Below are 24,916 nucleotides of genomic sequence, written 5' to 3'. Positions count from 1 at the left end.
AGCACATGGCCAAGCGCCCGAAGACGATCATCACCTGCGCCGTGACGGGCGCGATCCACACGCCCACAATGTCGGACGCGCTGCCCTATACGGCCGACGACATCGCCGGGCAGGCCATTGCCGCGGCCGAGGCGGGGGCGGCGATCCTGCACCTGCACGCCCGGCGGCCCGAGGATGGCGGCGTGACCATCGACCCCGATGCCTTCGCGGCCTTCCTGCCGCGCATCAAGCAGGCGACCGGGGCGGTGGTGAACATCTCGACCGGAGGCAGCCTGAAGAACAGCATCGAGGAGCGGATCGCCCCGGCGCTGCGTTTCAGCCCCGAGATGTGCAGCCTGAACATGGGGTCGATGAACTTTTCCTTCCACCCGCTGGCCAGCCGCTACGACAGCTGGAAGTTCGACTGGGAGAAGGATTATGTCGCCAATTCCGACACCTATATCTTCCGCAACACCTTCCGCGACATCGAGACGGTGGCGAGGGCGCTGGCGCCGCACCGGATCAAGTTCGAACACGAATGCTATGATGTCGGCCACCTCTACAACCTGCGCTTCTGCATGGACATTGGCCTCTTCAAGGCGCCGATCTTCATCCAGTTCATCTTCGGCATCCTGGGGGGCATCGGGCCGGAGGTGGACAACCTGGTCTTCATGAAACGCACCGCCGACCGGCTGTTCGGAGAGGACTACCGCTGGTCGGTGCTTGGCGCGGGCGGGGCGCAGATGAGCCTGGCAACCACCGCCAGCCAGATGGGCGGCAATGTGCGGGTTGGGCTGGAGGATTCCCTCTTCATCTCTCGCGGGCAGCTTGCGACGAGCAACGCCCAGCAGGTCACCAAGATCCGCCGCATCGTCGAGGATCTGGGATGCGAGGTGGCATCGCCCGACGAGGCGCGCGAGATGCTCGGGCTGAAGGGCGGGGATCAGGTGGCGTTCTGACCTTGGTTGACCTGCCGCGCCGAAGGGGCGATGTCTTGGCCCGCAGCGTCAGGGAGGGACGGACATGACAGCCATGGGCACCGCGGATTTCGGGACGGTCGGCGGGCATGTCGTGCCGCTGCTGGCAATTTCCTCGCCCGGCGGGCTGACGGCCACGGTCACGCCCTGGGGCGCGCGGCTGGTGTCGCTGCACATACCCGACCGGCAGGGGAAGCTGGCCGACGTCGTGCTGGGGCATGACCGGATTGAGGATTACCTGGCCTACCCCACCTATTTCGGCGCGACCTGCGGGCGCTATGCCAATCGCATCGCGGGCGGGCGGTTCCTGCTGGACGGCGCACTTGTGCAGTTGGACCGCAACGAGGGGCCGAACACGCTGCATGGCGGGCGCGAGGGCTTCGACCGCAAGCTGTGGTCGATCACCTCCAATACGCCCGAAGAGGTGAGCTTTGCCGCCAGTTCGCCTGATGGTGAGATGGGTTTTCCGGGCCATGCCACGCTGAATGCCACCTACCGGTTTACCCGAGATGACCGGCTGGAGATCGTGCTTGAGGCCGATACCGACCGGCCGACCGTCATGAACATGGTCAACCATGCCTATTTCAATCTGGCTGGCCACGATGCCGGGTCGGTCCTGGGGCACGAGATGCGGGTGGCGGCCGATTTCTACACGCCCGTCACCGCCGACCTGCTGGCGACCGGCGAGATCTGCCGGGTCGAGGGCACGGCCTTCGACTTCCGCCAGAAACGCCGTCTGGCCGAGGCGCTGCTGGCGGATCCGTCGATGACGGCGGGATATGACCACAACTGGTGCCTGTCGGGCGAGCCGGCCGGGCACAGCCTGCACCTGTGTGCCGAGGTGGTCGACCCGGTGTCGGGGCGCGGGTTGCGGCTGGCCACCAACCAGCCGGGCGTGCAGATCTACACGTGTGGCCAGATGAACGCGCCCGTGCCGGCCAAGGGGGGCGGCAGCTATGGCCGCTTTGCCGGGCTGACGCTGGAGACGCAGTATTTCCCTTGCAGCCCCAACAACCTGCAATTCCCGCAAGCGCGGCTGGACCCCGGCCAGCGCTATCACCACGCGATGGAGTTCAGCTTCTTCACCGCCTGACGCATTTGGGCTGGGACGGGCAGCCCTTGCCGCCTTGGCCCTGCGGCGCTATCTGGCGCCGACACCGAGGAGCGCCATGACCCCGCCCGCCCTGCCCCCGATCTTCGTCCTTGTGCGCCCGCAGATGGGCGAGAACATCGGTGCCGCCGCCCGGGCCATGCTGAACTTCGGGCTGGAGCGGATGCGTGTGGTGGCTCCGCGCGACGGCTGGCCCAATCCGCGCGCCGTGGCGATGGCCAGCGGGGCAGGGCGGTTGCTGGACTATGCCGGGCCGTTTCCGACCATTCAGGCCGCCATCGCCGATTGCGACTATGTCTTTGCCACCACCGCCCGCCCGCGCGAACTGACCAAGCCGGTAATGACGCCCGAACGCGCGATGGCCCATGCCCGCGCTTTGGCGGCAGAGGGGCGGCAGGTGGGCTTTCTTTTCGGCCCGGAACGCGCGGGGCTTGAAAATGACGACATCGCTCTGGCCAACGCCATCGTCACTGTGCCCGTGAACCCGGACTTCCCCTCGCTGAACCTGGGCCAGTGCGCGCTGCTTCTGGGCTATGAATGGCGCCGCCAGCATGACGAGACCCCGCCCGAGGTGCTGAGCCTGGCGCGCAGCGACCTGGCCAGCGTCGTCGAGATCGAAAAGCTGGGCGATCATTTCGAGGAACGGCTGGAGGCGGCGGGCTTCTTCTTCCCCGACCACAAGGCTCCACTGATGAAGCTGAACCTGCGCAACATGTGGTCGCGCCTGGGGCTGACCCGAGCCGAGGTGCAGACCTTCCACGGAATGCTGCGCCAGATCGCCTTCCGGCTGAAGCGACAGGACAGCGGGGACTGATCGTCCCGCGCTCCCCCTTGCGCCCCGGCGACCCTGCGCCCATTCTTCGGCAAGGTCATGTGGGAGTGGATCATGGAACCGGTTCTTGGCGGCAATGCGGTGTGGCTGGCGGTGGCTGCCTTCATCCTGCTGTGCATCTACCTTGGGGTCCGCATCGTTCCGCAAAGCCAGAAGTATGTGGTGGAGCGGTTCGGGCGGCTTCATGCGGTGCTGGGGCCGGGCATCAACTTCGTCTGGCCCTTCCTGGACAAGGTGGCGCACAAGATCTCGATCCTGGAGCGACAGCTTCCCAATGCTTCGCAGGATGCCATCACCTCGGACAACGTGTTGGTGAAGGTGGAAACCTCGGTCTTCTACCGCATCACGGAGCCGGAAAAGACCGTCTATCGCATCAAGGACGTGGACGCCGCGATTGCCACCACCGTGGCGGGGATCGTGCGGTCGGAAATCGGCAAGATCGAGCTGGACATGGTGCAGTCGAACCGTGCGCAACTGATCGAACGCGTGCGCGAACAGGTCAGCGCCATGGTGGACGACTGGGGGGTCGAGGTGACGCGGGCCGAAATCCTGGACGTGAATCTGGATGACGCGACCCGCGCCGCCATGTTGCAGCAGCTGAACGCGGAACGCGCGCGCCGGGCGCAGGTGACCGAGGCCGAGGGCCGCAAGCGGGCGGTGGAACTGGCCGCGGATGCCGATCTTTACGCCGCCGAACAGCAGGCCAAGGCCAAACGCATCACCGCCGACGCCGAAGCCTATGCCACCGGTGTGATTGCCGAAGCGATCAAGGAAAGCGGGATCGAGGCGGCGCAGTACCAGGTTGCCCTGAAACAGGTCGAGGCGCTGGCCGCGGTGGCGGCGGGCGATGGCAAGCAGACCATCCTGTTGCCGGCGCAGGCCATGGAAGCCTTTGGCGATGCGTTCAAGATGCTGAAGGGGCGGGCGTGATGCTGTGGGAACAATGGTGGGCCTGGGTGGCCGGCGGCTTCGTGCTTGGCGTCCTGGAGGTTCTGGCGCCGGGCTACATCTTCCTGGGCTTTGCCATCGGCGCGGTTCTGGTGGGTGTGCTTCTGGGCTTCGGGGCGTTGTCCGGCGGCAGCCTGCCCGCGCTGCTCACCATCTTTGCCATCGCCTCGCTGGTCGCCTGGGTGGTGCTTCGCCGCACCATGGGCGTGCGCGAGGGCCAGGTGAAGCTGTGGGACCGCGACATCAATGACAACTGAGGCCGGCGGCCCCGCCGGCGACTTCATTGGCGCCAAGGCCGCCTTCTTCTGTGGCGGCGGCGTGCTGACCTATCTGCGCGACGACAAGCCTGGCCTTGGTTGGCGGGGCATGTGGGACCTGCCGGGCGGCGGCCGTGAGGGGGAAGAGAGCGCAGAAGAGTGTCTCTTGCGCGAACTGGAAGAGGAATTCGGGCTGAGGCTTGCGCCCGACCGGCTGATCTGGCGTGGCGTCTTCCCCTCGATCATGGATGCTGCCCGCCCGTCCGTGTTCTTTGCCGGGCGGTTGAACCGGGCGGAGCTGGCCGGGATCCGCTTTGGCGAAGAGGGCCAGGGCTGGGAGCTGATGCCGCGCGACCGCTGGCTGACCCGCCCCGATGCGGTGGGCGAGTTGCAGCGGCGCACCGCGTTGGCCTGGGCGGCGCTTACGGCAGTTCCGCAATGACCGCACGGGCGGCGGCGGCCGGATCGGCCGCCTGCCAGATCGGGCGGCCGACGACGATGTGATCGGCCCCGTCCAGGATCGCCTGGCGCGGCGTGGCGATGCGCTTCTGGTCGCCCGAGGCGGCCCCCGCCGGGCGGATACCAGGCGTCACGATCAGACGCCCCGCCGCGCCGGGCAGCGCCCGGATCGCCGCCGCCTCGCGTGCCGAACAGATCACGCCATCCGCCCCGGCCTCGAAGGCGCTAGCGGCGCGTTCCACGGTGACCTCTGCCAGGTCGCCCGCGCGGATCATGTTCGCGTCCAGATCCGCGCGGTCCAGCGAGGTCAGAACAGTGACGGCAAGGATCTTCATCCCGCTGCCGCGCTTGCCTTCCATCGCGGCGCGCACCACTTGTGGGTCGCCCTGCACGGTCAGGAAGTCCAGCTCGTATTGGGCCAGCCCCCGCACCGCCGCCTCGATGGTCGCGCCGATGTCGAACAGCTTCATGTCCAGGAAGACGCGCTTGCCGTGCTCGTGCTTCAACTCGTTGGCAAGCGCAAGGCCCCCGCCGGTCAGCATCCCCAGCCCGATCTTGTAGAAGCTGGCGGCGTCACCGATGCGCCCCGTCAGGTCCAGCCCCTGCACGACATTCGGCACGTCCAGCGCAACGATGAGGCGGTCGTCGGACATCGGTCTCTCCTTTTCGGGGTCGTGGCGTCTTGGTCTGGCAAGCCGGGGCTGTCAAGCGCCACGTGGCTTGATAGGAAAGCGGGGAAGGAGACCGGCATGATCGTGGCCTATGACATCGGCGGCACCCGCATCCGCGCTGCCCGTGTGGCGGGGGTAGAGGTAACGCCCTTGGGCGAAGTGCCTACGCCCACCACGGAATTCGGGGATTTCTTGGAATCAGTGGGCCGCTTCGCCACGGGGGCGACAGGCATTGCCCTCTCGGTGGCCGGCGTGGTCGATCCGGCCACGGCCCGCATCAAGGTGGCGAACATCCCCTGCGCCGATGGCCGCGCCCTGGGCCCCGATCTGGAGGCGGCGCTTGGCCTGCCGGTGAAGGTGCTGAACGATGCCGATTGCTTTGCTCTGGCAGAGGCACATCACGGCGCAGGCCGCGGCCACCGCAACGTCTTTGGCATCATCCTCGGCACCGGTGTCGGTGGCGGGCTGGTGATCGACGGCCGTGTCATTACCGGCGCGGGGGGTTTTGCCGGCGAATGGGGGCACGGGCCGGTTCTGACCGGCGATCTCGCGCTGCCCTGCGGCTGCGGCCAGACGGGCTGCCTCGACACGATCGGCGGCGCGCGCGGGATCGAAAGGTTGCACCGGCTGCGTGGCCGGGGCGAGGCAGGTTCGGAAGCCATCGTCGCAGGTTGGCGACGTGGCGACGCGGCCGCGAGCGACACCGTATCGGAATGGGCCGAGCGCGTCGCAGGGCCGCTTGCCATGGTCCTGAATGTGGTCGGCGCCTCCATCGTGCCCGCGGGCGGCGGCCTCGCCCGCGCCAACGACCTCATCGCGGCGCTGGACCTTGCCGTCCGTGCCCGTGTGCTGCGCCCTTCGGCCGAACCGCTTGTCCGCCCGGCGGGATGCCCTGGCGAGCCTGCCCTGATCGGCGCCGCCGCCGCTTTCCAGGAGAGGGCCTGATGCCCGGCGCCCTGCATCTTCTGCCGACAACTGTCCCAAAGGGGGTGCGGGGGGTGTGAAATCTCCCGCTGCGAAGCATGGCACCAGCGCAACCGATCCTTCTTGAAGTCTGCGTGGACAGCCCCGAAGGGCTGGGCGCGGCGATTGCCGGCGGCGCGGACCGCATCGAGCTGTGTTCTGCGCTGGAAATCGGGGGCCTGACACCGACGCCGGGCCTGATGGCGCGGGCGGCACGGGCAGGACGACCGGTTCATGCGATGGTCCGCGGCGCGCCGGGCGGGTTCCGGCTGACCACGGCAGATGTCGAGGCGATGATCGAGGACATTGCGGCGGTGCGCCGGGCGGGGCTGGCGGGCGTGGTCTTTGGCGCCTCGTTGATGGACGGGCGGCTGGATGCGGGGGCGCTGGGGGTGCTGCGGCGGGCGGCGGCGGGGCTGGACTGCACGCTGCACCGGGCCTTCGATCTGGTGCCCGACGTGGCCGAGGCGGTGGAGGTCGCGGTCAGCCTGGGCTTCGACCGCATCCTGACCTCGGGCGGGGCGGGGCGCGTGGCGGATGGCCTGCCGCGGCTGGAGGCGACCTTCGCCGCCGCCGCGGGGCGGATCACGGTGATGCCTGGCTCGGGCGTCACCGCGGCGGTTCTGCCGGCACTGGCTCACCTGCCACTGCGCGAGATCCACGCCTCCTGCTCCCGTCCGCTTCTGGGCACGCCGGGCGAGCAGGCGCTTGGCTTTGCGGGGCCGGGGCTGAAGCGGACCGATGCTGGCACGGTGACCGGGCTGAAGGCGGCGCTGGCGGCCCTACCCCGTTGACAGCGGGCCGGACCGGACCGAACTTGGCTTCGGAAAGAGGTTGGCCCATGCATTTCGACATCGTATTCGACCGCCCCGAGGAGGGGCCAAAATCCGGCCCGATCACCGTGGGCTGGTTCCTGACCAGCGACAAGGGGGCGGTGATGTACGACCCGCCCGAGCGGATCATGTTCCGCCAGACCAACAAGACCCACTCCAAGTCGGCCAGCCGCTGCCCGGCGGTTATCCAGCTGGAGAGCCGGTACTTCATGATCAAGTGCCCCTATGACCTGCACATCGGGTTCGGGCGGGACGAGAAGGGGCGGGGGGTGCTGATCAACCGGGCGGGCACGGCGAGCTCGATCCGGTCGAACAAGCTGAACGAGGTGCTGACCCTGGTGAACGAGGCGGAGTGGCGGTATCCGGACCGGCCAACGATCCAGTTGCACCTGCCCTACTGCTTCATCGCGGACGAGATGGTCTATCTGACCCAGCTGGGGACCTTTGCCCATTACCGCAAGGACCCGCTGCCCGGCACGATCTTTGGCGGGCGGTTCCCGCTGAACATCTGGCCGCGGCCGATCATGTGGGCCTTCGAGTGGCACGAGCCGCAGAAGGATATCGTCCTGCGGCGGGGGGAGCCCTTGTTCTATTGCCAGTTCGAGGGCGAGGGGCCGGAGCGGCCGGTGCAGGTGGTCGAGGCCGAGCGGACGCCGGAGCTGAGCGCCTATATGGAGAAGGTCTCGGGGGTGGTGAACTTTGTCGGCCAGACCTTCAGCCTGTTCAAGGCGGCCGAGGAGATGCGGCCGAAGAAGCTGTTGAAGGTCAAGGACAGGGGCTGACCCCGAGGAGCGTCCGAGCTCGGACGCTTTGTCAGGCTAAATGATTTCAATGGGTTGCGATTTCAGATTCATGGGCAGTTAACCATCTGCCCGTCCAGGCTTGCGGCGAAGTGTCCGGCCAGCTCTGACCCGTTGCGCGCGGGGCGCGGTTGGGGCATGACATAGAGCATGACGAGACGCGGCTTTCCTTCCTGGATCGGCCTGGCGCTGGTTGCCATGCTGACCGTTGCCCTGGTGGCGACGGGGTTTGCGCATCGGATGCCGAGTGCCGCGCAGGAGGCCTTTGTCATTGCCGGCGGCGAGCTGGCCGATCTGTGCGGCGATGAGGATGGGTCCGGCGCGGGAGCCCACGGCGATTGCTTCGCCTGCCATGTCACCGCCGCAGTCATCCTGCCAGATGCCGCCCCGGCGATACGCGACGCCGATCTGACCTTCGTGGCCGAAGTCATCGCGCCGCGTGAGAGCCGCGCCTTGCGGCATCTGGACGACCCTACCCGCGCCTCGCGCGGGCCACCTCTGGCCTGATCGCTTCTTCAAAGACCGATCCCATTCACCGGGTCGCCCGCGCGCGCCCGTTCGCCAGAGGTAGAAACCATGTCCCGTCTGACCCTTGCGGCGCTTGCTGCCGTTCTTGCCACGCCTGCCCTTGCCGAAATGAAGGTGGAAATACCCTTCCTCGCCGAGGTGGGCGGAACGCCGTTTTCCTGTGCTGCGACATATGAGGGGATCGGCACCACGAAATCTGCCGTGCAGTTCGGGGACTTCCGCCTGTACGTCTCGAACCTGCGGCTGATCGGCGCCGATGGGGCGGAAGTTCCGATTGCCCTGGACCAGGACGGCACCTGGCAGCTTGACGGCTCGGCCCTGATCGACTTCGAGGATGCGACCGGCACCTGCGCCAACGGCACGGCAGAGACCAACATGGTGGTGCGCGGCACCGTACCCGATGGCAGCTATTCGGGCCTGGCCTTCGACATCGGCCTGCCCTTCGCGCAGAATCATGGCGACCCGACCTTGGCGGGATCGCCGCTGAACCTGACGGCAATGTTCTGGACCTGGCAGGCGGGCTACAAGTTCATCAAGATCGACCTTTCGACGGCGGGCCAACCCCTGCCGGCGATGGAGGGCGGCGATCATTCGGGAGAGGCGATGGACATGTCCGGGCCGCAGGGCTGGGCACTTCACCTGGGCTCGACGGGTTGCGCCTCGGATGGGAAGACCATTGCGCCGGCGGCGGAATGTGCAAATCCGAACCGCGTGGCGGTGAAGCTGGACGGCTTCATGCCGGGCATGGCAGGCATGGACACGGTGGTGATCGACCCCGCGCCGGTGCTGGCCGGGGCCAATGTGGATGCCAATGCGCCCGAAAGCGCGCCGGGCTGCATGTCCTTCCCGAAGGATGCGGATTGCCCGCCCGTGATGTCGGCGCTTGGCCTGCCCTATGAGGGCGTGGCGCCGGCGGGCGGCCAGCAGCTCGTTACCCTGCGCTGACGATGCGTGTGCCCCTGTCTGCCGCGGCGCTGGCCCTGATGGCCGGTGCCGCCCTGGCGGCGGAGGGGTGGCAGTGGTCGATTCCCGACTGGCTGCCACCGCCCCCGGTGCCGGACGACAACCCGATGACGGCAGAGAAGGTGGAGCTTGGGCGCCACCTGTTCCATGACGCCCGGCTTTCGGCCGATGGTACGGTGGCCTGTGCCTCGTGCCATGTGCAAGCCATGGGATTTGCGGACGGGCGGGCAGTGGGCATCGGAGTGGGCGGCACCGAGGGGCAACGCAACGCGCCGGGGCTGGCGAATGTGGGCTATCTGCCGGTGCTGACCTGGGGCAACCCGATGATCGACAGCCTGGAGCGGCATGTGCTGATCCCGATGTTCGGTACGGCGCCGGTCGAAATGGGCGCGGCCGGGATGGAGGCCGCGCTTTTCGACCGGCTGGCGGCGGATCCCTTCTATGCCGAAGCCTTCCCTGCGGCTTTTCCCGACCGCCCGGCACCGGACCTTTACACCGTCACCCGCGCGCTGGCCGCGTTTCAGCGCACGATGATCTCGGCCGGGTCGCCCTATGACCGCTTTGCCTATGAGGGCGACCGGGATGCCCTGAGCGCGTCGGCGCGGCGGGGGCAGGATCTGTTCTTCGGCGAGCGGCTGGAGTGTTACCACTGCCACGGCGGGTTCAACTTTACCGACAACCTTGAGACCTCGCGCATGAAGATGGCGGAGACGGGGTTCCACAACACCGGCGTCCACGAGGTGATCCGCGAGGGGGGCGAGGGCATCGCCGCCTTTACCCTGCGCGAGGCGGATCTGGGCCGGTTCCGCACGCCGTCGCTGCGGAATGTGGCGGTGACGGCGCCCTATATGCATGACGGGTCGATGGCGACGCTGTCCGAGGTGCTGGATGCCTATGCGAATGGCGGGCGGCATCCGGACGTGGCGCAGAAGGACCCGCTTGTGGCGGGCTTCGTTCTGAGCGCGGCCGAGAAGGCGGATGTGATCGCCTTCCTGGAAAGTCTGACCGACGAGGATTTCCTGTCCGATCCGGCGCTGTCCGACCCCTGGCCGTCGGGCCACCCGGCGGTGGCACGGCGCGTGGTGCCTTGTGGCGATTCTGGCGCCTGCGGGGCGCCAGAGCCGGGAGGTTGAGTTCCGGCGGTCCTGCGGAGGGAGGCGTCCCGTATCCCGCAGGACCGCACCCTTGCGTCTCTCTTCCCGTGAGGCGCGGGGATCACTGCCCCCGCTTGGGCCAATGGCCCGGCGGGGGTCTTTTTTTCAACCTTTGCCCACGTTGCGCCCGTTTGTCGAGCGCCTTGACCGCTTGTGCCTACTTTCGCGGCTTGGCGCGCCAGGTGCCGAGCCAGGCGGTGAAGCGGCCCCAGGTGCCGCGGGCCTGGGCCTTTGCGGCATCGGCGCGCGCGTCTACGGCATCCAGCGCCTCTTCGACCTCGATCATCGCGGGTTCGATCGTGCGTTCGTGGAACTGTGCCCACATGCGCCAGAACAGGAAGGCCAGCAGGGCGAGCACGGTGAGGATGATGATCGAGCCCCAGGGTATGATGGTGACATCGGGGCTTTCGACCTGGCGGACCTTGATGGCGTTGGGGAAGATGGTCAGGAACTGGATGCGCCAGCCGTAATGGGTGATGGCCACCCATTTCGGCGCCTCGGCGGTGGAGGCCAGGTTGCCGGCGGCGGCCTGCAGGTCGAAGCTGTTGAATTTGAAATAGGGCGGCCAGCCCCAGGCAGTGTCTTCGTTGCGGAACACCGAGGGCCGGCCACTGGGCGTGACCGTGTCGATGAACAGGATGTCGCGGCTGGCGGAATTGGCGGTGTTTGAGCCGGATTCGGGGGCGGAGAAGGCCCACTGGTTTTCCCATCCGAGATCCATGCCGCGGAACGAGGTGCCGACGATGCGCACGATGTCGGTCTGTGGCAGGTTGTAGTGCAGGAAAAGCCCGAGGATCAGCGCGAGCAGCGTGAGCATGATCCATTTCAACTTGCGAAGCATGGCGGGGCCTTTCGGGACTACTGGTAGAAGTTCAGGAAATAGACGAGCGCGGAGATCACCACCGTTGGGATGACATAGACCAGCCAGAACAGCTTGACGAACAGGCTTTTGTCATAGGCGGCCATGCCGCGGTGGATGAAGGCGTCGCGGTCCTCGGCGATGCCGCCTTCGTCCCATTCCTTTTCCAGCGCCTCGCGCCGCAGCGAGCGGGCGTAGATGCGCAACAGGAAGAACAGGACGGTGAGCGCGACGAACAGGAACAGTGCGAGCCGGGCGAGGCCAAGGATCATCGGCGGTCCCTCCGCAAGGCGCCCCAGGGGCCGACCTCGGAGGCGAGGCTGCGGGCGGGTTTGGGGTCGGGGCGGTGGGCTTCGTCCATGCCGGGTTCCGGGCCGAAAAGCGCGGCGCGCGCGCCCTGCTTGTCCACCTGATACTCCCGTTCCAGGAAATCCGCCACATACTGGCGCTTGCGGTCGGACCAGGTGGCATAGGCGGCGTAGAACAGTTCCTTGTGGGTGATGAACATCTGGCGCACGTCGAGCGGTGCGAGTTGGGCGAGAGCCATGTTCACAAGGTCGCGGTGCGGGCCGGCCTTGGCACGTAGCGTGTAGAAATAGCTGGGGTGTTCCGACGAGATGCGCGGCCAGTCGCCCGCGCCTTCCACCCACCGCAGAAGCGCGGCGAGGCCCAGGAATTCGTCGGGCAACTGGTCGCCCAGTCGGTAGGCGATCTTGCGCAGCTCGGTCCGTCGGGCATCGCCGATATCGAGGTTCAGCCCGTCGGCGGCATCGACCAGGATGAAGTCCATCTTCTGGCGGATCACCGCCGCCGCATCCATGCCGCGCGCCTGCACGATGGGTTCCACCAGCGCATTGCGCTCCAGCCAGTCGGCGATGTGGTTGCGCATGGACATGTCCATGACCGGCGAGATCGGCATGGCGCCCAGGCTTTGCCGGGGCAGGGTGGAGATCACGCCGGGGATGGCCACATCGCGGAAGATGTAGAGCCCGCCGAAATGGCTGGTCCAGAAGCTGGGCTGTTCGAAGGTCATGGCGGGCAGGCGGATCGGCACGCGGGTGACGTCGCCGGTCTTCTTGGCCAGCCCGATCATCTCGGCGATCAGCACGTCGTCGCGCCAGCCGTCGGGTTCGGTGCGGAAGCGGTCGATCAGGCCTGCGAGTTTTTCGGCATCGGCGACATGGCCGCCGATGGTATCGGCCTCGACCGTGATCTTGCGGATGTCGAGCAGTTTGGCCGGGGTGGAGACCTCGTAGACTGAACCCTGCAATTCCCCCGCCACCGCGTCTCGGGCGGTCAGGGCAAAGAGCTGCGGCTCGTTCGCTTCGATGAACTGCCGCAGGATGCCGCGCGAGGTGGAGAACTTGATGTTCAGAAGCGGCGCGGATTTCTGCGCGGTGGTCAGCAGAATGAACTGCCGGTTGCAGCCGTTGGGGTTGAGGTAGAGGTCATCATCCAACTCGTCGCCGATCTCGGGCGAATAGCCCGAGATGTCGATGTGGAAATCGGTCTGGGCCGTGGTCTTGCCCGTCAGGTGCTTGAGCGCTCGGTTGTAGCGTTCGACCAGTTGCGGCGAGGAGACCTCGACGAGGTTGCCGAACATCAGGCCCTTGGAGATGAGGCGTTTCATGGGGCGGGACTCCAACGGCGCACCGCAAACCTGACCATCGCTGCTACAGCGGAAATGGCCATTCCCGTCAGTGCACCCAGGTACAAGAAGATATTGAACACCTCGGCTGGTTTGTCAGAGGCACTGCACTGGCCGTCGGACCAGAAGGCCGGCGGAAGCAGAGCGTTTGCACTGCAGAATACCAAGACGCTGGCAACGGCCGTCACCATGGCAAAGGCCCCGACAACCAGGAACCAGATGAGCAGGGTCCGAACCACCTTCACCCCCGCCCCTCCAGATACCGCCGCTTGGCTTCCTCGGCGCGGGCCATGTCCCGCACCATGCCCTCGATGGCCGCCTCGTCGGACTTGTCGGCATAGCGGAATTCGCTGTCGGCGTAGCGGTGGATTTCCTGCACCACCATGTCGACCGTGATGGGCTGCATCAGGTCGCGGATCATGGCCAGCTTGTCGTCGTAGGGTCTGAACAGGAACAGGTCGGGCTTTTCCATCCACTCGTCCGGAAGTTCGAAATCCATGGCGCGGACCTTCACCGCATCGGTGATGTTCTTGATCGCGCGGCCGGTGAAGCGGTCGTCGGCTTCCTGGATCGCCTTCAGGTAGGTGCCGAGCTTGGCCAGCGTGTCGAGCGGGCCGAGGTCAGCCTCGACCTTCTCCCAGACCTTTAGCAGCCCCTCTTCGTGCGGGCGGCCGTGGCCTTCGAAACTGGCCGCCACGGCGCGCTTGATTTCCTGGTTGGCGTATAGCGCGTGGTCGCCGAGGGGGATGGCGTGGTTCTTGCCCAGAAGCAGGGTGAGGATGTCGATGTAATCCTCGCGGCTTCGGGGGCCATCGACCAGGAAGCGCGCGCCCGCACGCTGGCGGAGCGCGTCGTCGACGTTCTCGGGGTAGTTCGAGAACATGCCGAAGGTGCAGTTGCCGCGGACCACGGTGCCGGCCCCGGCGAAGGCCTGCATGAAGACTGCCGTCACCTCCTGCTGGCCCGCGCTGGACTGGCGGTCGCCGCGCTTGCCGGCGACCTGGTCGATGTCGTCGATGGTGCCGAAGGCGATCACGGTGGGGTCGATGACGGCGTCGATGAAGGCCTTGGCGTTCTGGCCGGACTTGCCCTGGTAGCTGTCGATCTGGTCGATCGAGAAGTTCTGGTAGCGGAAGGGGTAGCCGGCCATCTGGCAATAGCCGTGGATCAGGCCGGCCATCATTTGAATCAGCGTGGTCTTGCCGGTGCCGGGCTTGCCGTCGCCCATGAAGGTGAAGATGAAGCCGCCCAGTTCGGCAAAGGGGTTCAGCCGGCGGTCGAAATCATAGGCCATCAGCATCTTCGCCAGCCGCATCGCCTGGTACTTGGCGATGTGGTTGCCGATCACCTCTTCGGGCTTCTTGAAGGCCATGACCAGCGCGCCGCCCTTGGCCGCGCGGGCGGGGCGGAAGCCGGAGAGCGTCAGCGCATCGGCCTCGACCTTCCAGCTGGCGCCGTCGAAGGCGGAAAGGCGCGGGGCGGTGGCGGCGCGCAGCGCCACCTTTTCCATCAGCGCCTCGCAGAAGGCGGCAACGGTGGGGGCGAGGCGCGTCTCATCCGTGGCCAGGGTGGCGATGTCCTGGTCCAGTTCCCACAAAGCGCCCTGCAGGGCGAGGGGGGCGTTGTCGGTCAGCACTTCCTCGACCGTGCCGACCTCGACCGTGGTGGCGCCTAGGTGGGGGGCCAGCAGGAAGGCGGTGGCATTGGCGAAGACATGCAGCGTGATCAGCGCCTCGGCGGCCAGCAGTTCGGTGAATTCGGCGCGACGGCTGTCGGGCAGGCGGGATTCGAGATTGGCCTTCTTCAGTTCCGCGAGGCCCGATTGCGCGGCAAAGCCTTCGCCCATCGCCAGCGCGATGGCGAGGCCGCGGCGGAGCGTGGTGAGAACCGTCGCCTGAAGCGGCGTGACGAGGCCATCGCCTAGCGTCTCGATCCGGCCCGCAAGGTGGACGCCGCCGGGGCGGGTCGTCGGGCGCGCGGCGAGGCCCGGCGTGGTGGAGCGGAAGCGGGCAGGCGCGGGAATGCCGGGCGAGCGTTCCGGGGCGGCGGCGGTCGGCGCGGTGGGCTTTGCCAGCCGGGGCGCGTGGTCGAAGCCGGTGACGAGACCGAGCGCCGCCGGATACTGGGCGCGGATCGCGGCTTCGGGCAGTTCCATCGTGTCGCGCGTGGTCATGCCGGGCCTTTCCTGGTTCCGGGGCGGGAACGGTTCATCGTTGCGGCACCAGCCGGCCCGCGGCATCGACGACGAAGCGGCGCGGGTCGCGGAAGCCGGGGGGGTTCATCTCGGTCAGGACCTGGTTGGGCCGTTCGGGCAGGATGATCATGCGGGTGGTCGAGGTCGTGCCATCCTCGGCACCCTTGAGGGGGTCAAGCTTCCAGATCTCGCGCGTGGTGGTCGAGAACCAGCCGTCCTTCACCTGTTCGGTGCGTTCGGAAACCAGGTCCTCCACCGTCCAGACCAGGGCCCAGTCCTGATCGGGCGGGCCGCCGGCATTGGCCAGCACCTGCGAGATGGGCCCGGATTGCAGCGTGAAGGCGTGGGAATACATCGGGCCAAGGCGCAGGCGGCGCAGGCGCTTTGGCTGGATGTCGGGGAAATCGGTGTCGAAGCCTTGCGCGATGGTGAGGAGTTTCAGCCCCGCGACGGATTGCGCCATCAGATGCGCCCGCACCTGTGGCCAGCGCCTGTCATCGGCCAGAAGCGGGCGCCTGCCTGCCTCTTCCACGTCCATCAGGTAGATGATCGGCAGGTTTTCCTGCGTGTCATAGACCGACCAGTGCAGAAGGAACCGGCGGCCCTCGTCTTCGCCGAGCCACTGGCCATCGGGGTCGTTGCGGGCCTGGAAGAGGTTCCCGGTCAACAGCGCCTCGTAGTAAAGCCGCTGCGACAGGGCGAATTGCAACTGCGTCGGGATGGTCAGGTCGCCGACGATCTGGCGGATCATCCGGTCCTTCAGCTCGGCTTCCGAGGCCATGCCGGCGAGGTGCTTTTCCGCCTGCGCCGCATCCACCGCCATCACCATCAGCTCCTGCGCGATGGGAAAGCCGCTTTCGTGGCGGTCAAAGGTCAGCCGGCCGGGCAGCGGCCCTTCGACCCGCCCAGTCATCAGGTATTTCCACGACAGCGCCCGGAAGGTGGCGGCGACCGAGCCGACATGAGCGTTCAGGATGCGCGCCTCGGTGCGGGTCAGCCGGCCCTCGTCCTGCATCGCATCGGCCACGCGGGCGAGATGCCCGGTGATCTTTTCGAACATGCCGAAATAGCTGCGTGCGACGAGGGTATCATAGATTTCCTGATGGTCGCTGGTCAGGACGTCCTTGACCTCGTTGTCCACTTATTCCCCGTAGGCGTTCTTGTCGTGCTTTTCGACGATGCTGGCAAAGCGCCGAGCAAAACGTTCGTCGGCCTTGGCCTTCTGCTCCAGAATCTGGCGGGCAAAGACCATGTGGCCTTCGTGTGCCTCCAGCATGTCGGCCATCTTGTCGTTGGTGGCCGCACCGATGGCGGCCATGGCGGCCTGGGCCTCTTGATCCGTCTTCACGCCGATCTCGTTGATGCGGTGGGCGACGTCCTGCTGCTGCGCCGTCTTCAGGCTGGCGGTCAGGGCGTCATACAGCACCACGCGCTGCTTGGTATCCGTCTGCAGCTTGTTGATCAGCACCATCTGGGTCGCCGCCTGGTTTTGCAGCGAATCCATCCAGGTCTTGCCCTTCTCGATATAGCGTTCCAGCGTCTGGCTTTTCGCCAGCTTCACCTGTTCGTCCTGCACCAGCGCGTTGTAGGCGCGGTTCATCTCGGCCAGGTCGGTTTCCAGCTTGGTGCGCGCGGCGGCGTCCTGTTCTACGCTGATCTTGTTTTCCAGCTCGATGATTTTCGGGTCCATGCCGAGGATCTCGTTGCGCACCGCGGTCAGCGCGGCCACCACTTCCTCGCGTTCCGTAAGCGTCCCGGACAGGTTGGTTTCCACCCGCGCCTTCTGGCCGTTCAGCAGATCCAGCTGGCCCTGCAACAGCTTCACGATGACATCGGACTTGGCGATCAGGTCCTGCAGCTTGTCGTCGATGGACGCCGTGCGCAGGCGTTCCTGGCGCATGGATTCGGACTTGGCCGCCGAAAAGATGCCGATGAAGCTTTCGACGCCGGTCTTGGACCGCATCTCGTCGAAGTCCTTGGAAAAGCCGGCGGTCACATCGTCCAGCCCCATGATGAGCTCGGCGATGTTGGCGTTCATCAGGTCGGTGTGCTTGTGCACGTCCTCCAGCGTGGCGTTCTCGATGTCGATGGCCGCCTCGCCCGCGTCCAGCTTGGCGCGCGCCGCCTCGATCCGCCCGGTGATCGCAGAAATCTTCGCCTGGGCTTCTGCCACCTGCTTCTGGCTGTCGGCAATCGCGGCGTTCAGGTCGGCCATCCCATCCTCCCGGAAAAGTTACAGGTATTTACATGGGCGAAGTATGGTCGATTTGAAGGGGGGGCGTCATCTGAAAAAGGTTGTCCTGCGCGTATGCCGGGCGCAGTCTGGCGGCATGGAGCATCTGAGGGCCGAAATCGCCGCACGCCGTACCGACCTGATCGGACTGGCGCAGGATCTGATCCGCATCCCGACGCTGAACCCGCCGGGGCGGAAGTATCTGGAGATTTGCGATTATCTTTCGGCGCGGCTGATCAGGTCGGGCTTTCATGTGCAGGTGCTGCGCGCGCATGGCGCGCCGGGCGACAGCGACGCCCATCCGCGCTGGAACATGGTCGCGCGGATCGAGTCCGACGCGCCGGGGCCTTGCGTGCATTTCAACAGCCATCACGATGTGGTGGAGGTCGGCCACGGCTGGACGCGCGACCCGTTCGGGGGCGAACTGGACGGCGACCGGATTTATGGCCGCGGCGCCTGCGACATGAAGGGCGGGCTGGCGGCTTCTGTGGTTGCGGTCGAGGCGTTTCTGGAGGCGATGCCGGGCTGGCGCGGGGCCATCGAGATTTCGGCCACGGCTGACGAGGAATCCGGCGGTTATGGCGGCGTGGCCTGGCTGGCGGAGCGGGGGTATTTTGATCCGGGCCGGGTGGACCATGTCATCATCCCCGAACCGCTGAACAAGGACCGCATCTGCCTGGGCCACCGCGGCGTCTGGTGGGCCGAGATCGAGACGAAGGGGCGGATCGCCCATGGCTCGATGCCGTTCCTGGGCGATTCGGCGATCACCCACATGGGGGCGGTGCTAGCCGAGATCGAGGCGCGGCTGATGCCGGCTTTGGCCGGGCGGCGCACCGCCATGCCGGTGGTGCCGGACGGGGCGCGCCACGCCACGTTGAACATCAACTCGATCCACGGCGGCGAGCGCGAGCCGGGCCATGGCGACACCTCGCTGCCCGCGCCCTGCGTGGCCGACCGTTGCCGCATCGTGATCGACCGGCGCTGGCTGATCGAGGAGAACCCGGCCGCGGTGAAATCCGAGGTGGTAGCGCTGCTGGACGGGCTGAAGGCCACGCGGCCCGGCTTCGACTGGACGATGCGCGACCTGTTCGAGGTGGCGCCGGTGATGACCGACCGCGAGGCGCCGGTGGCGCGCTCCACCGCGGCGGCGGTGGAGCGCGTGCTGGGCCGGGTGGCCGAGTTCGTGGCCAGCCCCGGCACCTATGACCAGAAGCACATCGACCGCATCGGCAGGATGAAGAACTGCATCGCCTATGGGCCGGGGCTCTTGCACCTGGCGCACCAGCCGGACGAATGGGTGGGCGTGCAGGATATGGCGGACTCTGCGCTGGTGATGGCGCTGGTGCTGGAGGATCTGCAGGGTTGACGGCCCGAGTTGCAAGCGGCGCCGGGCAAGGCCATATAGGGGCGGCGTCCAACGGGGATTGAGCGGATGAACTACCTCGACTTCGAGAAGCCCCTTGCCGAGATCGAAGGCAAGGCAGAGGAGCTGCGATCGCTGGCCCGGACCAATCCTCAGATGGACGTCGGCAAAGAAGCCGAGGCGCTGGACAAGAAGGCCGACCAGGCGCTGAAGGATCTCTACAAGAGCCTGACTGCCTGGCAGAAGTGCCAGGTCGCGCGGCATCCCGACCGGCCGCATTGCCGGGACTATATCGACGGGCTGTTTTCCGAGTTTACGCCGCTGGCGGGGGACCGGAACTTTGCCGACGACCATGCGGTGATGGGGGGGCTCGCGCGGTTCAACGATCAGGCGGTGGTGGTGATCGGGCACGAGAAGGGCCACGATACCAAGTCGCGGATCGAGCGGAACTTCGGGATGGCGCGGCCGGAGGGGTATCGCAAGGCGATCCGGCTGATGGATCTGGCGGACCGGTTCCGGCTGCCGGTGATCACCCTGATCGACACGCCCGGCGCCTATCCCGGCAAGGGGGCTGAAGAGCGCGGGCAGGCGGAGGCGATCGCGCGGTCCACCGAGAAGTGCCTGGAGATCGGGGTGCCGCTGGTTTCGGTGGTGATCGGCGAGGGCGGGTCGGGCGGGGCGGTGGCCTTTGCCACGGCCAACCGGATCGCCATGCTGGAGCACTCGGTCTATTCGGTGATCAGCCCCGAGGGCTGCGCCTCGATCCTGTGGAAGGACGCCGAGAAGATGCGGGAGGCGGCGGAGGCGCTGCGGCTCACGGCCCAGGACCTGCAGAAGCTGGGGATCATCGACCGGATCGTGAAGGAGCCGGTGGGGGGCGCGCAGCGGGGCCGGAAGGAGACCGTCGAGGCGGTGGGCAAGGCCATCGAGGCCATGCTGAAGGAGCTGGCGGGAAAGAAGGCCGACTGGCTGGTCAAGGACCGGCGGACCAAGTTCCTGGACATGGGCGCCAAGGGGCTGGCGGCCTGACCTTGGGCGTCCGAGCTCGGACGCCTGCGCGGCCTGAGTAAAATCAATGGGTTGCGCGCGCGAATTAACTTGGACTTAACCAAGGGGAAGCCGGCAGGGTTTCCCGCGAGACCTATGGGACAGGATTTTCCCGCGAAGGATCGGGGCGATGGTCCCCTGATGCGTCCCTCGTGACCCCCTTCGGCGTCACTCTTCGGGCAGGCCCTGGATCAGCGCAGCGAGGCGGGCGGCGGCGCGGTCGATGTCGTGCCGGTCCAGCGCGCGGCGGCGGGCGGCGCGGCCCATTTCGGCAAGCCGGTCGGAAGGAGTGGCGGCGAGCGCCGCCATCGCGCCCGCCAGTGACCGGGCATCGCCGGCCGGAACCAGCCAGCCGGTTTCCGGTGTCACAAGCTCGGGCAGGCCGGCGATCATCGTGCCGATGACGGGGCGCCCGGCGGCCATTGCCTCCATCGCCACCACGGGCAGACCTTCGGCGAAAGAGGGCAGGACCAGGGCCTGCGCGGCGCCAAGCGCGGTGCGCACGCCCGCTTCGTCCTGCCAGCCGGCGAAGGTGACGGTGCCCTCCAGACCAAGGCGGTGCACCTGCGCCTCGAGGGCGCGGCGCAGGGGGCCGTCGCCCACAAGGGTGAGCCGCAGGCCGGGCAGCGCGGGCAATGCCTGCGCCACCGCTTCGATCAGCACGGGAAAGCCCTTCTGTTCGGCCAGGCGGCCGATCGCCACCAGATGCGGCCCGCCCGCGGGCAGGGCGGCGGGTTCGGGAAAGCGCCAGGGTTCGATGCCGCAGGGTACGACATGGATGCGCGGCCAGTCCGACAGGTTGGCCCACCGGCAAAGCTGGCTTCTGCCGAAGGAGGAAACGGCCACGGCAAACTCGGCATGGGCGATCTTGGCGGGCAGCGACAGGGCAAGAGGCGCGTCGAATTCTTCCGGCCCGTGCGTGGTGAAGGAAAAGCCGGGCGCCCCCAACAGGCTGGCCAGCATGGCGACGGTGGCCGGGTTGGTGCCGAAATGCGCGTGCAGGTGCTTGATGTCGAGGTCGCGGCAGCGCCTTGCGAGATGGGCGGCTTCGAGCAGGTAGATCAGGTGCAGGATGCGGGCATTGGCCCGGCTACCGCAGGCAAGGGCCAGCCGCAGCGCCATGAAGCTGCGGCGCGGGCGGTGGATCATCCATCCGACCGCAGATTTCAGAAGCGCCCAACCGCCGAGCGACAGCACATATTCGGTGCGTTCGCGCTCGGCGATGTCGGCGGGGTCGACCAGAGGCGCCTCGTCCGCGCGCATGGCGATGCGGTGGACCTGCCAGCCCATGCGTTCGAGCGCCTGGATTTCGCGACGGATGAAGGTGGTGGAACCGCGCGGATGGGTGTTGACGAGATACGCGATCTTCATCCGTTCCCCCAGGGGGGCCGGCCCGATCCGCAATCAATTGTCCGGGCCGTTGGCAGCACGGCCATGGGCAACACCCTTCGCTTCGGCGCGCGGAAGGCGCCGCCTCACATTCAAGGGGATGCCGGTGCGGGGAGTTCACGCAAGGGCAAATCCGGGTCTGGCGTGGGCTGCGCATCGGGTTGCGGCACAGCGGCAACAATGCGAGGGCTGGCGCAATCAGCCTTGGGTTCTCTCTGGATTGTGCCATATTCCTGCGCCAATCCCCGGCCATCCGGGGCCTGCGCAAAGAAAGACGCTTCATGAAGATCGAAGAGACATCGCTTCCCGACGTTCTGATCCTGACCCCGGCTCGGTTCGGCGATGCCCGCGGCTGGTTTTCGGAAACCTGGAACGCCGAGCGGATGCGGGCGGTTGGGCTGGACCTGGCCTTCACCCAGGACAACCATTCCTTTTCGGCGACCCAGGGCACGCTGCGCGGGTTGCATTACCAGGCGCCGCCGCGGGCGCAGGACAAACTGGTGCGCTGTTCGCGCGGAGCGATCCTGGACGTCGCCGTGGATGTGCGTAAGGGATCGCCGGCCTATGGCAGATGGACGGCCGTGGAACTGACGCCCGAGAACGGCCGGCAGCTTCTGGTGCCGAAAGGGTTCCTGCATGGTTTCGTCACCCTGACGCCCGACACCGAAGTGCAGTACAAGTGCACTGACACCTATGCGCCCGACTGCGACGGATCGGTCCGCTGGGACGACCCGGATCTGGGCGTGGACTGGGGTCTGTCGGGCGACCCGGTGCTGTCGGCCAAGGATCTGGCGGCGCCCCTGTTCCGCGATTGGGTTTCTCCGTTTGTTTACGAAGGCAAGGCATGAAGATTCTGGTGACGGGTGGCGCGGGCTTCATCGGCTCGGCCGTGGTGCGGCTGGCGGTGGCGCGCGGGCACGAGGTGGTGAACCTGGACGCCCTGACCTATGCGGCGAACCTGGAGAACGTGGCGGGGGCGGCTCGGTCGAACCTTTACTCCTTTGAACAGGCCGACATCCGCGACCGGGCGGCGCTGGACCGGATTTTCGCCACGCACAACCCCGACGCGGTGATGCACCTTGCAGCGGAGAGCCATGTGGACCGGTCGATCGACGGGCCGGGCGAGTTCATCCAGACCAACGTGACCGGCACCTTCAACATGCTGGAGGCCGCGCGCGCCCACTGGACGCGGGCTGGCAAGCCTGAGGCGTTCCGGTTCCACCATATCTCGACCGACGAGGTGTTCGGGACTTTGGGCGAGACGGGCAAGTTCACGGAAGAGACGCCCTATGCGCCGAACAGCCCCTATTCGGCATCCAAGGCGGCGAGCGACCATCTGGTGCGGGCTTGGGCCGAGACCTATGGCCTGCCGGTGGTGATGACCAACTGTTCCAACAACTACGGTCCCTATCATTTCCCTGAAAAGCTGATCCCGGTGGTGATCCTGAACGCGCTGCACGGGCGCCCGATCCCAGTTTATGGCAAGGGCGAGAATGTGCGCGACTGGCTCTATGTCGAGGACCATGCCGACGCGCTGCTTCTGGTGGTGGCGAAGGGCAAGCTGGGCCGCAGCTACAACATCGGTGGCGAGAACGAGGCGAAGAACATCGACATCGTGCGCACGATCTGCGCCCTGCTGGACGAGATGCGCCCCGACGGCGCGCCGCACGACCGGCTGATCACCTATGTGACCGACCGGCCGGGGCATGACCTGCGCTATGCCATCGACCCGTCGCGCATCCGCGAGGAACTGGGCTGGCGGCCCTCGGTCACGCTGGAGGAAGGTCTGCGGCGCACGGTGCGCTGGTACCTGGACAACGAGGCCTGGTGGCGGCCGCTTCTGGAGCGGGCTGGCGTGGGGCAACGGCTGGGGACGAAGGCATGAGGCTGCTGGTCTTCGGTCGCACCGGGCAGGTCGCGACGGAACTGGCGCGGGTGGTGCCCGATGCGGTGTTCCTGGGGCGCGACCGCGCCGACCTGATGGACCCCGACGCCTGCGCGGCGGCGGTGCGGGACTGCGACGCGGTGATCAACGCGGCGGCCTGGACTGCGGTGGACAAGGCGGAAAGCGAAGAGGCGGCGGCCACGGTGGTGAACGGCGCGGCGCCTGCGGCGATGGCGCGGGCCTGTGCGGGGCTGGGCGTGCCGTTCCTGCATGTGTCGACCGACTATGTGTTCGACGGCACGGGCGACCGGCCGTTTCGCCCGGATGATCCGACCGGGCCCCTTGGCGCCTATGGACGGTCGAAGCTGGCGGGCGAGATCGGGGTGCGCGCGGCGGGGGGCAATGCGGCGATCCTGCGGACGTCCTGGGTGGTGTCGGCGCATGGCGCGAATTTCGTGAAGACCATGCTTCGGCTGGGGCGCGAGCGGGAGAGCCTGAACGTGGTGGCCGACCAGGTGGGCGGGCCGACGCCGGCGCGGGCGATTGCCGGGGCGCTGGTGGGGATGGCGCGGGCGATGGCGGCGGGCCAGCCGGGCGGGACGTATCATTTCAGCGGCGCGCCGGATGTGAGCTGGGCGGATTTCGCGCGCGAGATCATGGCTCAGGCGGGGCTGGCCTGCGTGGTGAACGACATCCCCACCAGCGCCTATCCGACGCCGGCGAAGCGGCCGGCGAATTCGCGAATGGATTGCAGCGCGCTGGAGCGGGATTTCGGCATCGTCCGGCCCGACTGGCGGGCCGGGCTGGCAGAGATACTGGTGGAATTGGGAGCGAAGGCATGACGAGCGGGCGCAAGGGGATCATCCTGGCGGGCGGATCGGGGACGCGGCTGTGGCCGATCACCATGGGCGTGTCGAAGCAGTTGCTGCCGATCTATGACAAGCCGATGATCTATTATCCCCTGTCGGTGCTGATGCTGGGCGGGATCCGCGAGATCGCCATCATCACCACGCCGGACGACCAGGCGCAGTTCCAGCGGCTTCTGGGCGACGGCAGCCAGTGGGGCGTAAGTTTCACCTGGATCGTGCAGCCCTCGCCCGACGGGCTGGCGCAGGCCTATCTGCTGGCGCGGGATTTCCTGGATGGGGCGCCTTCGGCCATGGTGCTGGGGGACAACATCTTCTTCGGCCATGGGTTGCCCGACCAGCTGGCGGCGGCGGATGCGCTGGAGGTGGGGGGGACGGTCTTCGGCTATCACGTCGCCGACCCCGAGCGCTATGGCGTGGTGGATTTCGATGCCGACGGGACGGTGCGGGCGATCCTGGAAAAGCCCCCGGTCCCGCCATCGAACTTTGCCGTGACCGGGCTTTACTATCTGGACGGACGGGCCAGCGACTTCGCGGCGCAGGTGAAGCCTTCGGCGCGGGGCGAGCTGGAGATCGTGGATCTGCTGGAAGCCTATCGCGCGGAAGGCACGCTGCGGGTCGAGAAGATGGGGCGCGGCTATGCCTGGCTGGACACCGGCACGCATGGCAGCCTGCTGGATGCCGGCAACTTCGTGCGCACCCTGACCGAACGGCAGGGGCTGCAAGTGGGTTGCCCGGACGAGATCGCCTTCCGCAGGGGATGGATCGGGCGGCAGGAATTGGCCAAGCGCGCCGAGGTGTTCCGCAAGAACGATTACGGGCGCTACCTGATGGCTGTGTTGGCCGAGTGACACTGCGACCGGTCGTCGCCAATCTGGCGACAATCGGGTGGACATTACGGCGACGCCGTGGCAACCCTGCGGCGAGTTCTTGGCAAGACTGCGGCTTTGCTGCGGT

Annotated in this window: 26 protein-coding genes; 18 read left to right on the top strand and 8 right to left on the bottom strand. The window is 67.1% G+C overall.

What is annotated here, in order from left to right; genetic code table 11:
• Nucleotides 1–5: 5 nt before the first annotated feature.
• The 6 genes from kce (at nt 6) to JO391_RS15015 (ending at nt 4,546) form a co-directional block, all read left to right on the top strand.
• Nucleotides 6–938, top strand: a complete 933-nt coding sequence (gene kce, locus JO391_RS15040) for a 3,5-dioxohexanoate:acetyl-CoA acetone transferase (RefSeq protein ID WP_220661263.1) — start codon at nt 6–8, stop codon at nt 936–938.
• Nucleotides 939–1,002: 64 nt separating this feature from the next.
• The gene (locus tag JO391_RS15035; RefSeq protein ID WP_220661262.1) at nt 1,003–2,049 is read left to right on the top strand and encodes an aldose epimerase family protein; all 1,047 of its coding nucleotides are present in this window, start codon (nt 1,003–1,005) and stop codon (nt 2,047–2,049) included.
• Nucleotides 2,050–2,125: 76 nt separating this feature from the next.
• A complete protein-coding gene (locus JO391_RS15030; RefSeq protein WP_220661261.1) occupies nt 2,126–2,881 on the top strand; it encodes an RNA methyltransferase in 756 nt (251 codons plus the stop codon).
• A gap of 72 nt (nt 2,882–2,953) precedes the next feature.
• A complete protein-coding gene (locus JO391_RS15025; RefSeq protein WP_220661260.1) occupies nt 2,954–3,829 on the top strand; it encodes an SPFH domain-containing protein in 876 nt (291 codons plus the stop codon).
• A complete protein-coding gene (locus JO391_RS15020) occupies nt 3,829–4,104 on the top strand; it encodes an NfeD family protein (protein ID WP_220661259.1) in 276 nt (91 codons plus the stop codon). Before JO391_RS15025 ends, JO391_RS15020 begins: the two co-directional genes overlap by 1 nt.
• The gene (locus tag JO391_RS15015; RefSeq protein WP_220661258.1) at nt 4,094–4,546 is read left to right on the top strand and encodes an NUDIX domain-containing protein; all 453 of its coding nucleotides are present in this window, start codon (nt 4,094–4,096) and stop codon (nt 4,544–4,546) included. The genes JO391_RS15020 and JO391_RS15015 overlap by 11 nt, the downstream gene beginning before the upstream one ends.
• On the opposite strand, the gene pyrF is transcribed toward JO391_RS15015, so the two are convergent.
• On the bottom strand, nt 4,527–5,216 hold the full coding sequence (gene pyrF, locus JO391_RS15010; protein ID WP_220661257.1) for an orotidine-5'-phosphate decarboxylase: 690 nt from the start codon (nt 5,214–5,216) through the stop codon (nt 4,527–4,529). The two genes, JO391_RS15015 and pyrF, sit on opposite strands and share 20 nt — an antisense overlap.
• Before the next feature lie 96 nt (nt 5,217–5,312).
• On the opposite strand from pyrF, the gene JO391_RS15005 reads away from it, so the two are divergent.
• The 6 genes from JO391_RS15005 to JO391_RS14980 all read left to right on the top strand — a co-directional run bounded on the left by JO391_RS15005 (nt 5,313) and on the right by JO391_RS14980 (nt 10,454).
• The gene (locus JO391_RS15005) at nt 5,313–6,179 is read left to right on the top strand and encodes an ROK family protein (RefSeq protein ID WP_220661256.1); all 867 of its coding nucleotides are present in this window, start codon (nt 5,313–5,315) and stop codon (nt 6,177–6,179) included.
• A 77-nt stretch (nt 6,180–6,256) separates the two neighbouring features.
• Nucleotides 6,257–6,991: a copper homeostasis protein CutC gene (locus tag JO391_RS15000; protein WP_220661255.1), complete on the top strand. Its 735-nt coding sequence runs from the start codon at nt 6,257–6,259 to the stop codon at nt 6,989–6,991.
• Between the two features lie 47 nt (nt 6,992–7,038).
• Entirely contained in the window at nt 7,039–7,812 is a 774-nt protein-coding gene (locus JO391_RS14995) for a hypothetical protein (protein WP_220661254.1), read from the top strand.
• 168 nt (nt 7,813–7,980) lie between these two features.
• Nucleotides 7,981–8,337, top strand: coding sequence for a hypothetical protein (locus JO391_RS14990; RefSeq protein ID WP_220661253.1), 357 nt, complete (start codon nt 7,981–7,983; stop codon nt 8,335–8,337).
• A gap of 69 nt (nt 8,338–8,406) precedes the next feature.
• Complete coding sequence (locus tag JO391_RS14985) at nt 8,407–9,303, top strand: MbnP family copper-binding protein (protein ID WP_220661252.1); 897 nt, start codon at nt 8,407–8,409, stop codon at nt 9,301–9,303.
• Nucleotides 9,304–9,305: 2 nt separating this feature from the next.
• Nucleotides 9,306–10,454 (top strand): methanobactin export MATE transporter MbnM, encoded by a 1,149-nt coding sequence (locus JO391_RS14980; protein WP_220661251.1) that lies wholly within the window; start codon nt 9,306–9,308, stop codon nt 10,452–10,454.
• A 178-nt stretch (nt 10,455–10,632) separates the two neighbouring features.
• On the opposite strand, the gene JO391_RS14975 is transcribed toward JO391_RS14980, so the two are convergent.
• The 6 genes from JO391_RS14975 to JO391_RS14950 form a co-directional block, all read right to left on the bottom strand.
• Complete coding sequence (locus JO391_RS14975; RefSeq protein WP_220661250.1) at nt 10,633–11,316, bottom strand: DUF1523 family protein; 684 nt, start codon at nt 11,314–11,316, stop codon at nt 10,633–10,635.
• 17 nt (nt 11,317–11,333) lie between these two features.
• A complete protein-coding gene (locus JO391_RS14970) occupies nt 11,334–11,606 on the bottom strand; it encodes a hypothetical protein (RefSeq protein WP_220661249.1) in 273 nt (90 codons plus the stop codon).
• Nucleotides 11,603–12,964: a DUF6638 family protein gene (locus JO391_RS14965; protein ID WP_220661248.1), complete on the bottom strand. Its 1,362-nt coding sequence runs from the start codon at nt 12,962–12,964 to the stop codon at nt 11,603–11,605. The genes JO391_RS14970 and JO391_RS14965 overlap by 4 nt, the downstream gene beginning before the upstream one ends.
• Nucleotides 12,965–13,223: 259 nt before the next feature.
• Nucleotides 13,224–15,155, bottom strand: a complete 1,932-nt coding sequence (locus JO391_RS14960) for an AAA family ATPase (RefSeq protein WP_220661247.1) — start codon at nt 15,153–15,155, stop codon at nt 13,224–13,226.
• 34 nt (nt 15,156–15,189) lie between these two features.
• Nucleotides 15,190–16,317 (bottom strand): hypothetical protein, encoded by a 1,128-nt coding sequence (locus JO391_RS14955; protein ID WP_259444718.1) that lies wholly within the window; start codon nt 16,315–16,317, stop codon nt 15,190–15,192.
• Nucleotides 16,318–17,391 carry a coiled-coil domain-containing protein gene (locus tag JO391_RS14950; protein WP_220661246.1) on the bottom strand — a complete coding sequence of 358 codons (1,074 nt, stop codon included), beginning with the start codon at nt 17,389–17,391 and terminating at the stop codon, nt 16,318–16,320.
• A 115-nt stretch (nt 17,392–17,506) separates the two neighbouring features.
• On the opposite strand from JO391_RS14950, the gene JO391_RS14945 reads away from it, so the two are divergent.
• Both JO391_RS14945 and JO391_RS14940 read left to right on the top strand, forming a co-directional pair.
• On the top strand, nt 17,507–18,775 hold the full coding sequence (locus JO391_RS14945; RefSeq protein ID WP_220661245.1) for an acetylornithine deacetylase/succinyl-diaminopimelate desuccinylase family protein: 1,269 nt from the start codon (nt 17,507–17,509) through the stop codon (nt 18,773–18,775).
• Between the two features lie 66 nt (nt 18,776–18,841).
• Nucleotides 18,842–19,801 carry an acetyl-CoA carboxylase carboxyltransferase subunit alpha gene (locus tag JO391_RS14940; protein WP_220661244.1) on the top strand — a complete coding sequence of 320 codons (960 nt, stop codon included), beginning with the start codon at nt 18,842–18,844 and terminating at the stop codon, nt 19,799–19,801.
• Between the two features lie 186 nt (nt 19,802–19,987).
• On the opposite strand, the gene JO391_RS14935 is transcribed toward JO391_RS14940, so the two are convergent.
• Nucleotides 19,988–21,190 carry a glycosyltransferase gene (locus tag JO391_RS14935; protein ID WP_220661243.1) on the bottom strand — a complete coding sequence of 401 codons (1,203 nt, stop codon included), beginning with the start codon at nt 21,188–21,190 and terminating at the stop codon, nt 19,988–19,990.
• A 299-nt stretch (nt 21,191–21,489) separates the two neighbouring features.
• Here JO391_RS14935 and rfbC point away from each other — a divergent pair, with 299 nt between their 5' ends.
• From rfbC to rfbA, 4 genes are read left to right on the top strand one after another with little or no spacing between them, the layout of a single operon-like run.
• Nucleotides 21,490–22,056, top strand: a complete 567-nt coding sequence (gene rfbC / locus JO391_RS14930; RefSeq protein WP_220661242.1) for a dTDP-4-dehydrorhamnose 3,5-epimerase — start codon at nt 21,490–21,492, stop codon at nt 22,054–22,056.
• The gene (rfbB, locus tag JO391_RS14925; protein ID WP_220661241.1) at nt 22,053–23,093 is read left to right on the top strand and encodes a dTDP-glucose 4,6-dehydratase; all 1,041 of its coding nucleotides are present in this window, start codon (nt 22,053–22,055) and stop codon (nt 23,091–23,093) included. The genes rfbC and rfbB overlap by 4 nt, the downstream gene beginning before the upstream one ends.
• Nucleotides 23,090–23,935 (top strand): dTDP-4-dehydrorhamnose reductase, encoded by an 846-nt coding sequence (gene rfbD / locus JO391_RS14920; protein WP_220661240.1) that lies wholly within the window; start codon nt 23,090–23,092, stop codon nt 23,933–23,935. The genes rfbB and rfbD overlap by 4 nt, the downstream gene beginning before the upstream one ends.
• Nucleotides 23,932–24,810: a glucose-1-phosphate thymidylyltransferase RfbA gene (gene rfbA, locus JO391_RS14915; protein ID WP_220661239.1), complete on the top strand. Its 879-nt coding sequence runs from the start codon at nt 23,932–23,934 to the stop codon at nt 24,808–24,810. Before rfbD ends, rfbA begins: the two co-directional genes overlap by 4 nt.
• Nucleotides 24,811–24,916: the final 106 nt, after the last annotated feature.

It is taken from the genome of Neotabrizicola shimadae, from assembly GCF_019623905.1.
Lineage (GTDB): Bacteria > Pseudomonadota > Alphaproteobacteria > Rhodobacterales > Rhodobacteraceae > Neotabrizicola > Neotabrizicola shimadae.
The sequence above is the reverse complement of the archived record's forward strand: the minus strand, read 5'-3'. Positions and strand labels throughout refer to the sequence as shown.

Coding starts and splice junctions, on each gene's coding strand:
- kce (WP_220661263.1), top strand. CDS start 6: ATGGCCAAGCGCCCGAAGACGATCATCACCTGCGCCGTGACGGGCGCG.
- JO391_RS15035 (WP_220661262.1), top strand. CDS start 1,003: ATGACAGCCATGGGCACCGCGGATTTCGGGACGGTCGGCGGGCATGTC.
- JO391_RS15030 (WP_220661261.1), top strand. CDS start 2,126: ATGACCCCGCCCGCCCTGCCCCCGATCTTCGTCCTTGTGCGCCCGCAG.
- JO391_RS15025 (WP_220661260.1), top strand. CDS start 2,954: ATGGAACCGGTTCTTGGCGGCAATGCGGTGTGGCTGGCGGTGGCTGCC.
- JO391_RS15020 (WP_220661259.1), top strand. CDS start 3,829: ATGCTGTGGGAACAATGGTGGGCCTGGGTGGCCGGCGGCTTCGTGCTT.
- JO391_RS15015 (WP_220661258.1), top strand. CDS start 4,094: ATGACAACTGAGGCCGGCGGCCCCGCCGGCGACTTCATTGGCGCCAAG.
- pyrF (WP_220661257.1), bottom strand. CDS start 5,216: ATGTCCGACGACCGCCTCATCGTTGCGCTGGACGTGCCGAATGTCGTG.
- JO391_RS15005 (WP_220661256.1), top strand. CDS start 5,313: ATGATCGTGGCCTATGACATCGGCGGCACCCGCATCCGCGCTGCCCGT.
- JO391_RS15000 (WP_220661255.1), top strand. CDS start 6,257: ATGGCACCAGCGCAACCGATCCTTCTTGAAGTCTGCGTGGACAGCCCC.
- JO391_RS14995 (WP_220661254.1), top strand. CDS start 7,039: ATGCATTTCGACATCGTATTCGACCGCCCCGAGGAGGGGCCAAAATCC.
- JO391_RS14990 (WP_220661253.1), top strand. CDS start 7,981: ATGACGAGACGCGGCTTTCCTTCCTGGATCGGCCTGGCGCTGGTTGCC.
- JO391_RS14985 (WP_220661252.1), top strand. CDS start 8,407: ATGTCCCGTCTGACCCTTGCGGCGCTTGCTGCCGTTCTTGCCACGCCT.
- JO391_RS14980 (WP_220661251.1), top strand. CDS start 9,306: ATGCGTGTGCCCCTGTCTGCCGCGGCGCTGGCCCTGATGGCCGGTGCC.
- JO391_RS14975 (WP_220661250.1), bottom strand. CDS start 11,316: ATGCTTCGCAAGTTGAAATGGATCATGCTCACGCTGCTCGCGCTGATC.
- JO391_RS14970 (WP_220661249.1), bottom strand. CDS start 11,606: ATGATCCTTGGCCTCGCCCGGCTCGCACTGTTCCTGTTCGTCGCGCTC.
- JO391_RS14965 (WP_220661248.1), bottom strand. CDS start 12,964: ATGAAACGCCTCATCTCCAAGGGCCTGATGTTCGGCAACCTCGTCGAG.
- JO391_RS14960 (WP_220661247.1), bottom strand. CDS start 15,155: ATGACCACGCGCGACACGATGGAACTGCCCGAAGCCGCGATCCGCGCC.
- JO391_RS14950 (WP_220661246.1), bottom strand. CDS start 17,391: ATGGCCGACCTGAACGCCGCGATTGCCGACAGCCAGAAGCAGGTGGCA.
- JO391_RS14945 (WP_220661245.1), top strand. CDS start 17,507: ATGGAGCATCTGAGGGCCGAAATCGCCGCACGCCGTACCGACCTGATC.
- JO391_RS14940 (WP_220661244.1), top strand. CDS start 18,842: ATGAACTACCTCGACTTCGAGAAGCCCCTTGCCGAGATCGAAGGCAAG.
- JO391_RS14935 (WP_220661243.1), bottom strand. CDS start 21,190: ATGAAGATCGCGTATCTCGTCAACACCCATCCGCGCGGTTCCACCACC.
- rfbC (WP_220661242.1), top strand. CDS start 21,490: ATGAAGATCGAAGAGACATCGCTTCCCGACGTTCTGATCCTGACCCCG.
- rfbB (WP_220661241.1), top strand. CDS start 22,053: ATGAAGATTCTGGTGACGGGTGGCGCGGGCTTCATCGGCTCGGCCGTG.
- rfbD (WP_220661240.1), top strand. CDS start 23,090: ATGAGGCTGCTGGTCTTCGGTCGCACCGGGCAGGTCGCGACGGAACTG.
- rfbA (WP_220661239.1), top strand. CDS start 23,932: ATGACGAGCGGGCGCAAGGGGATCATCCTGGCGGGCGGATCGGGGACG.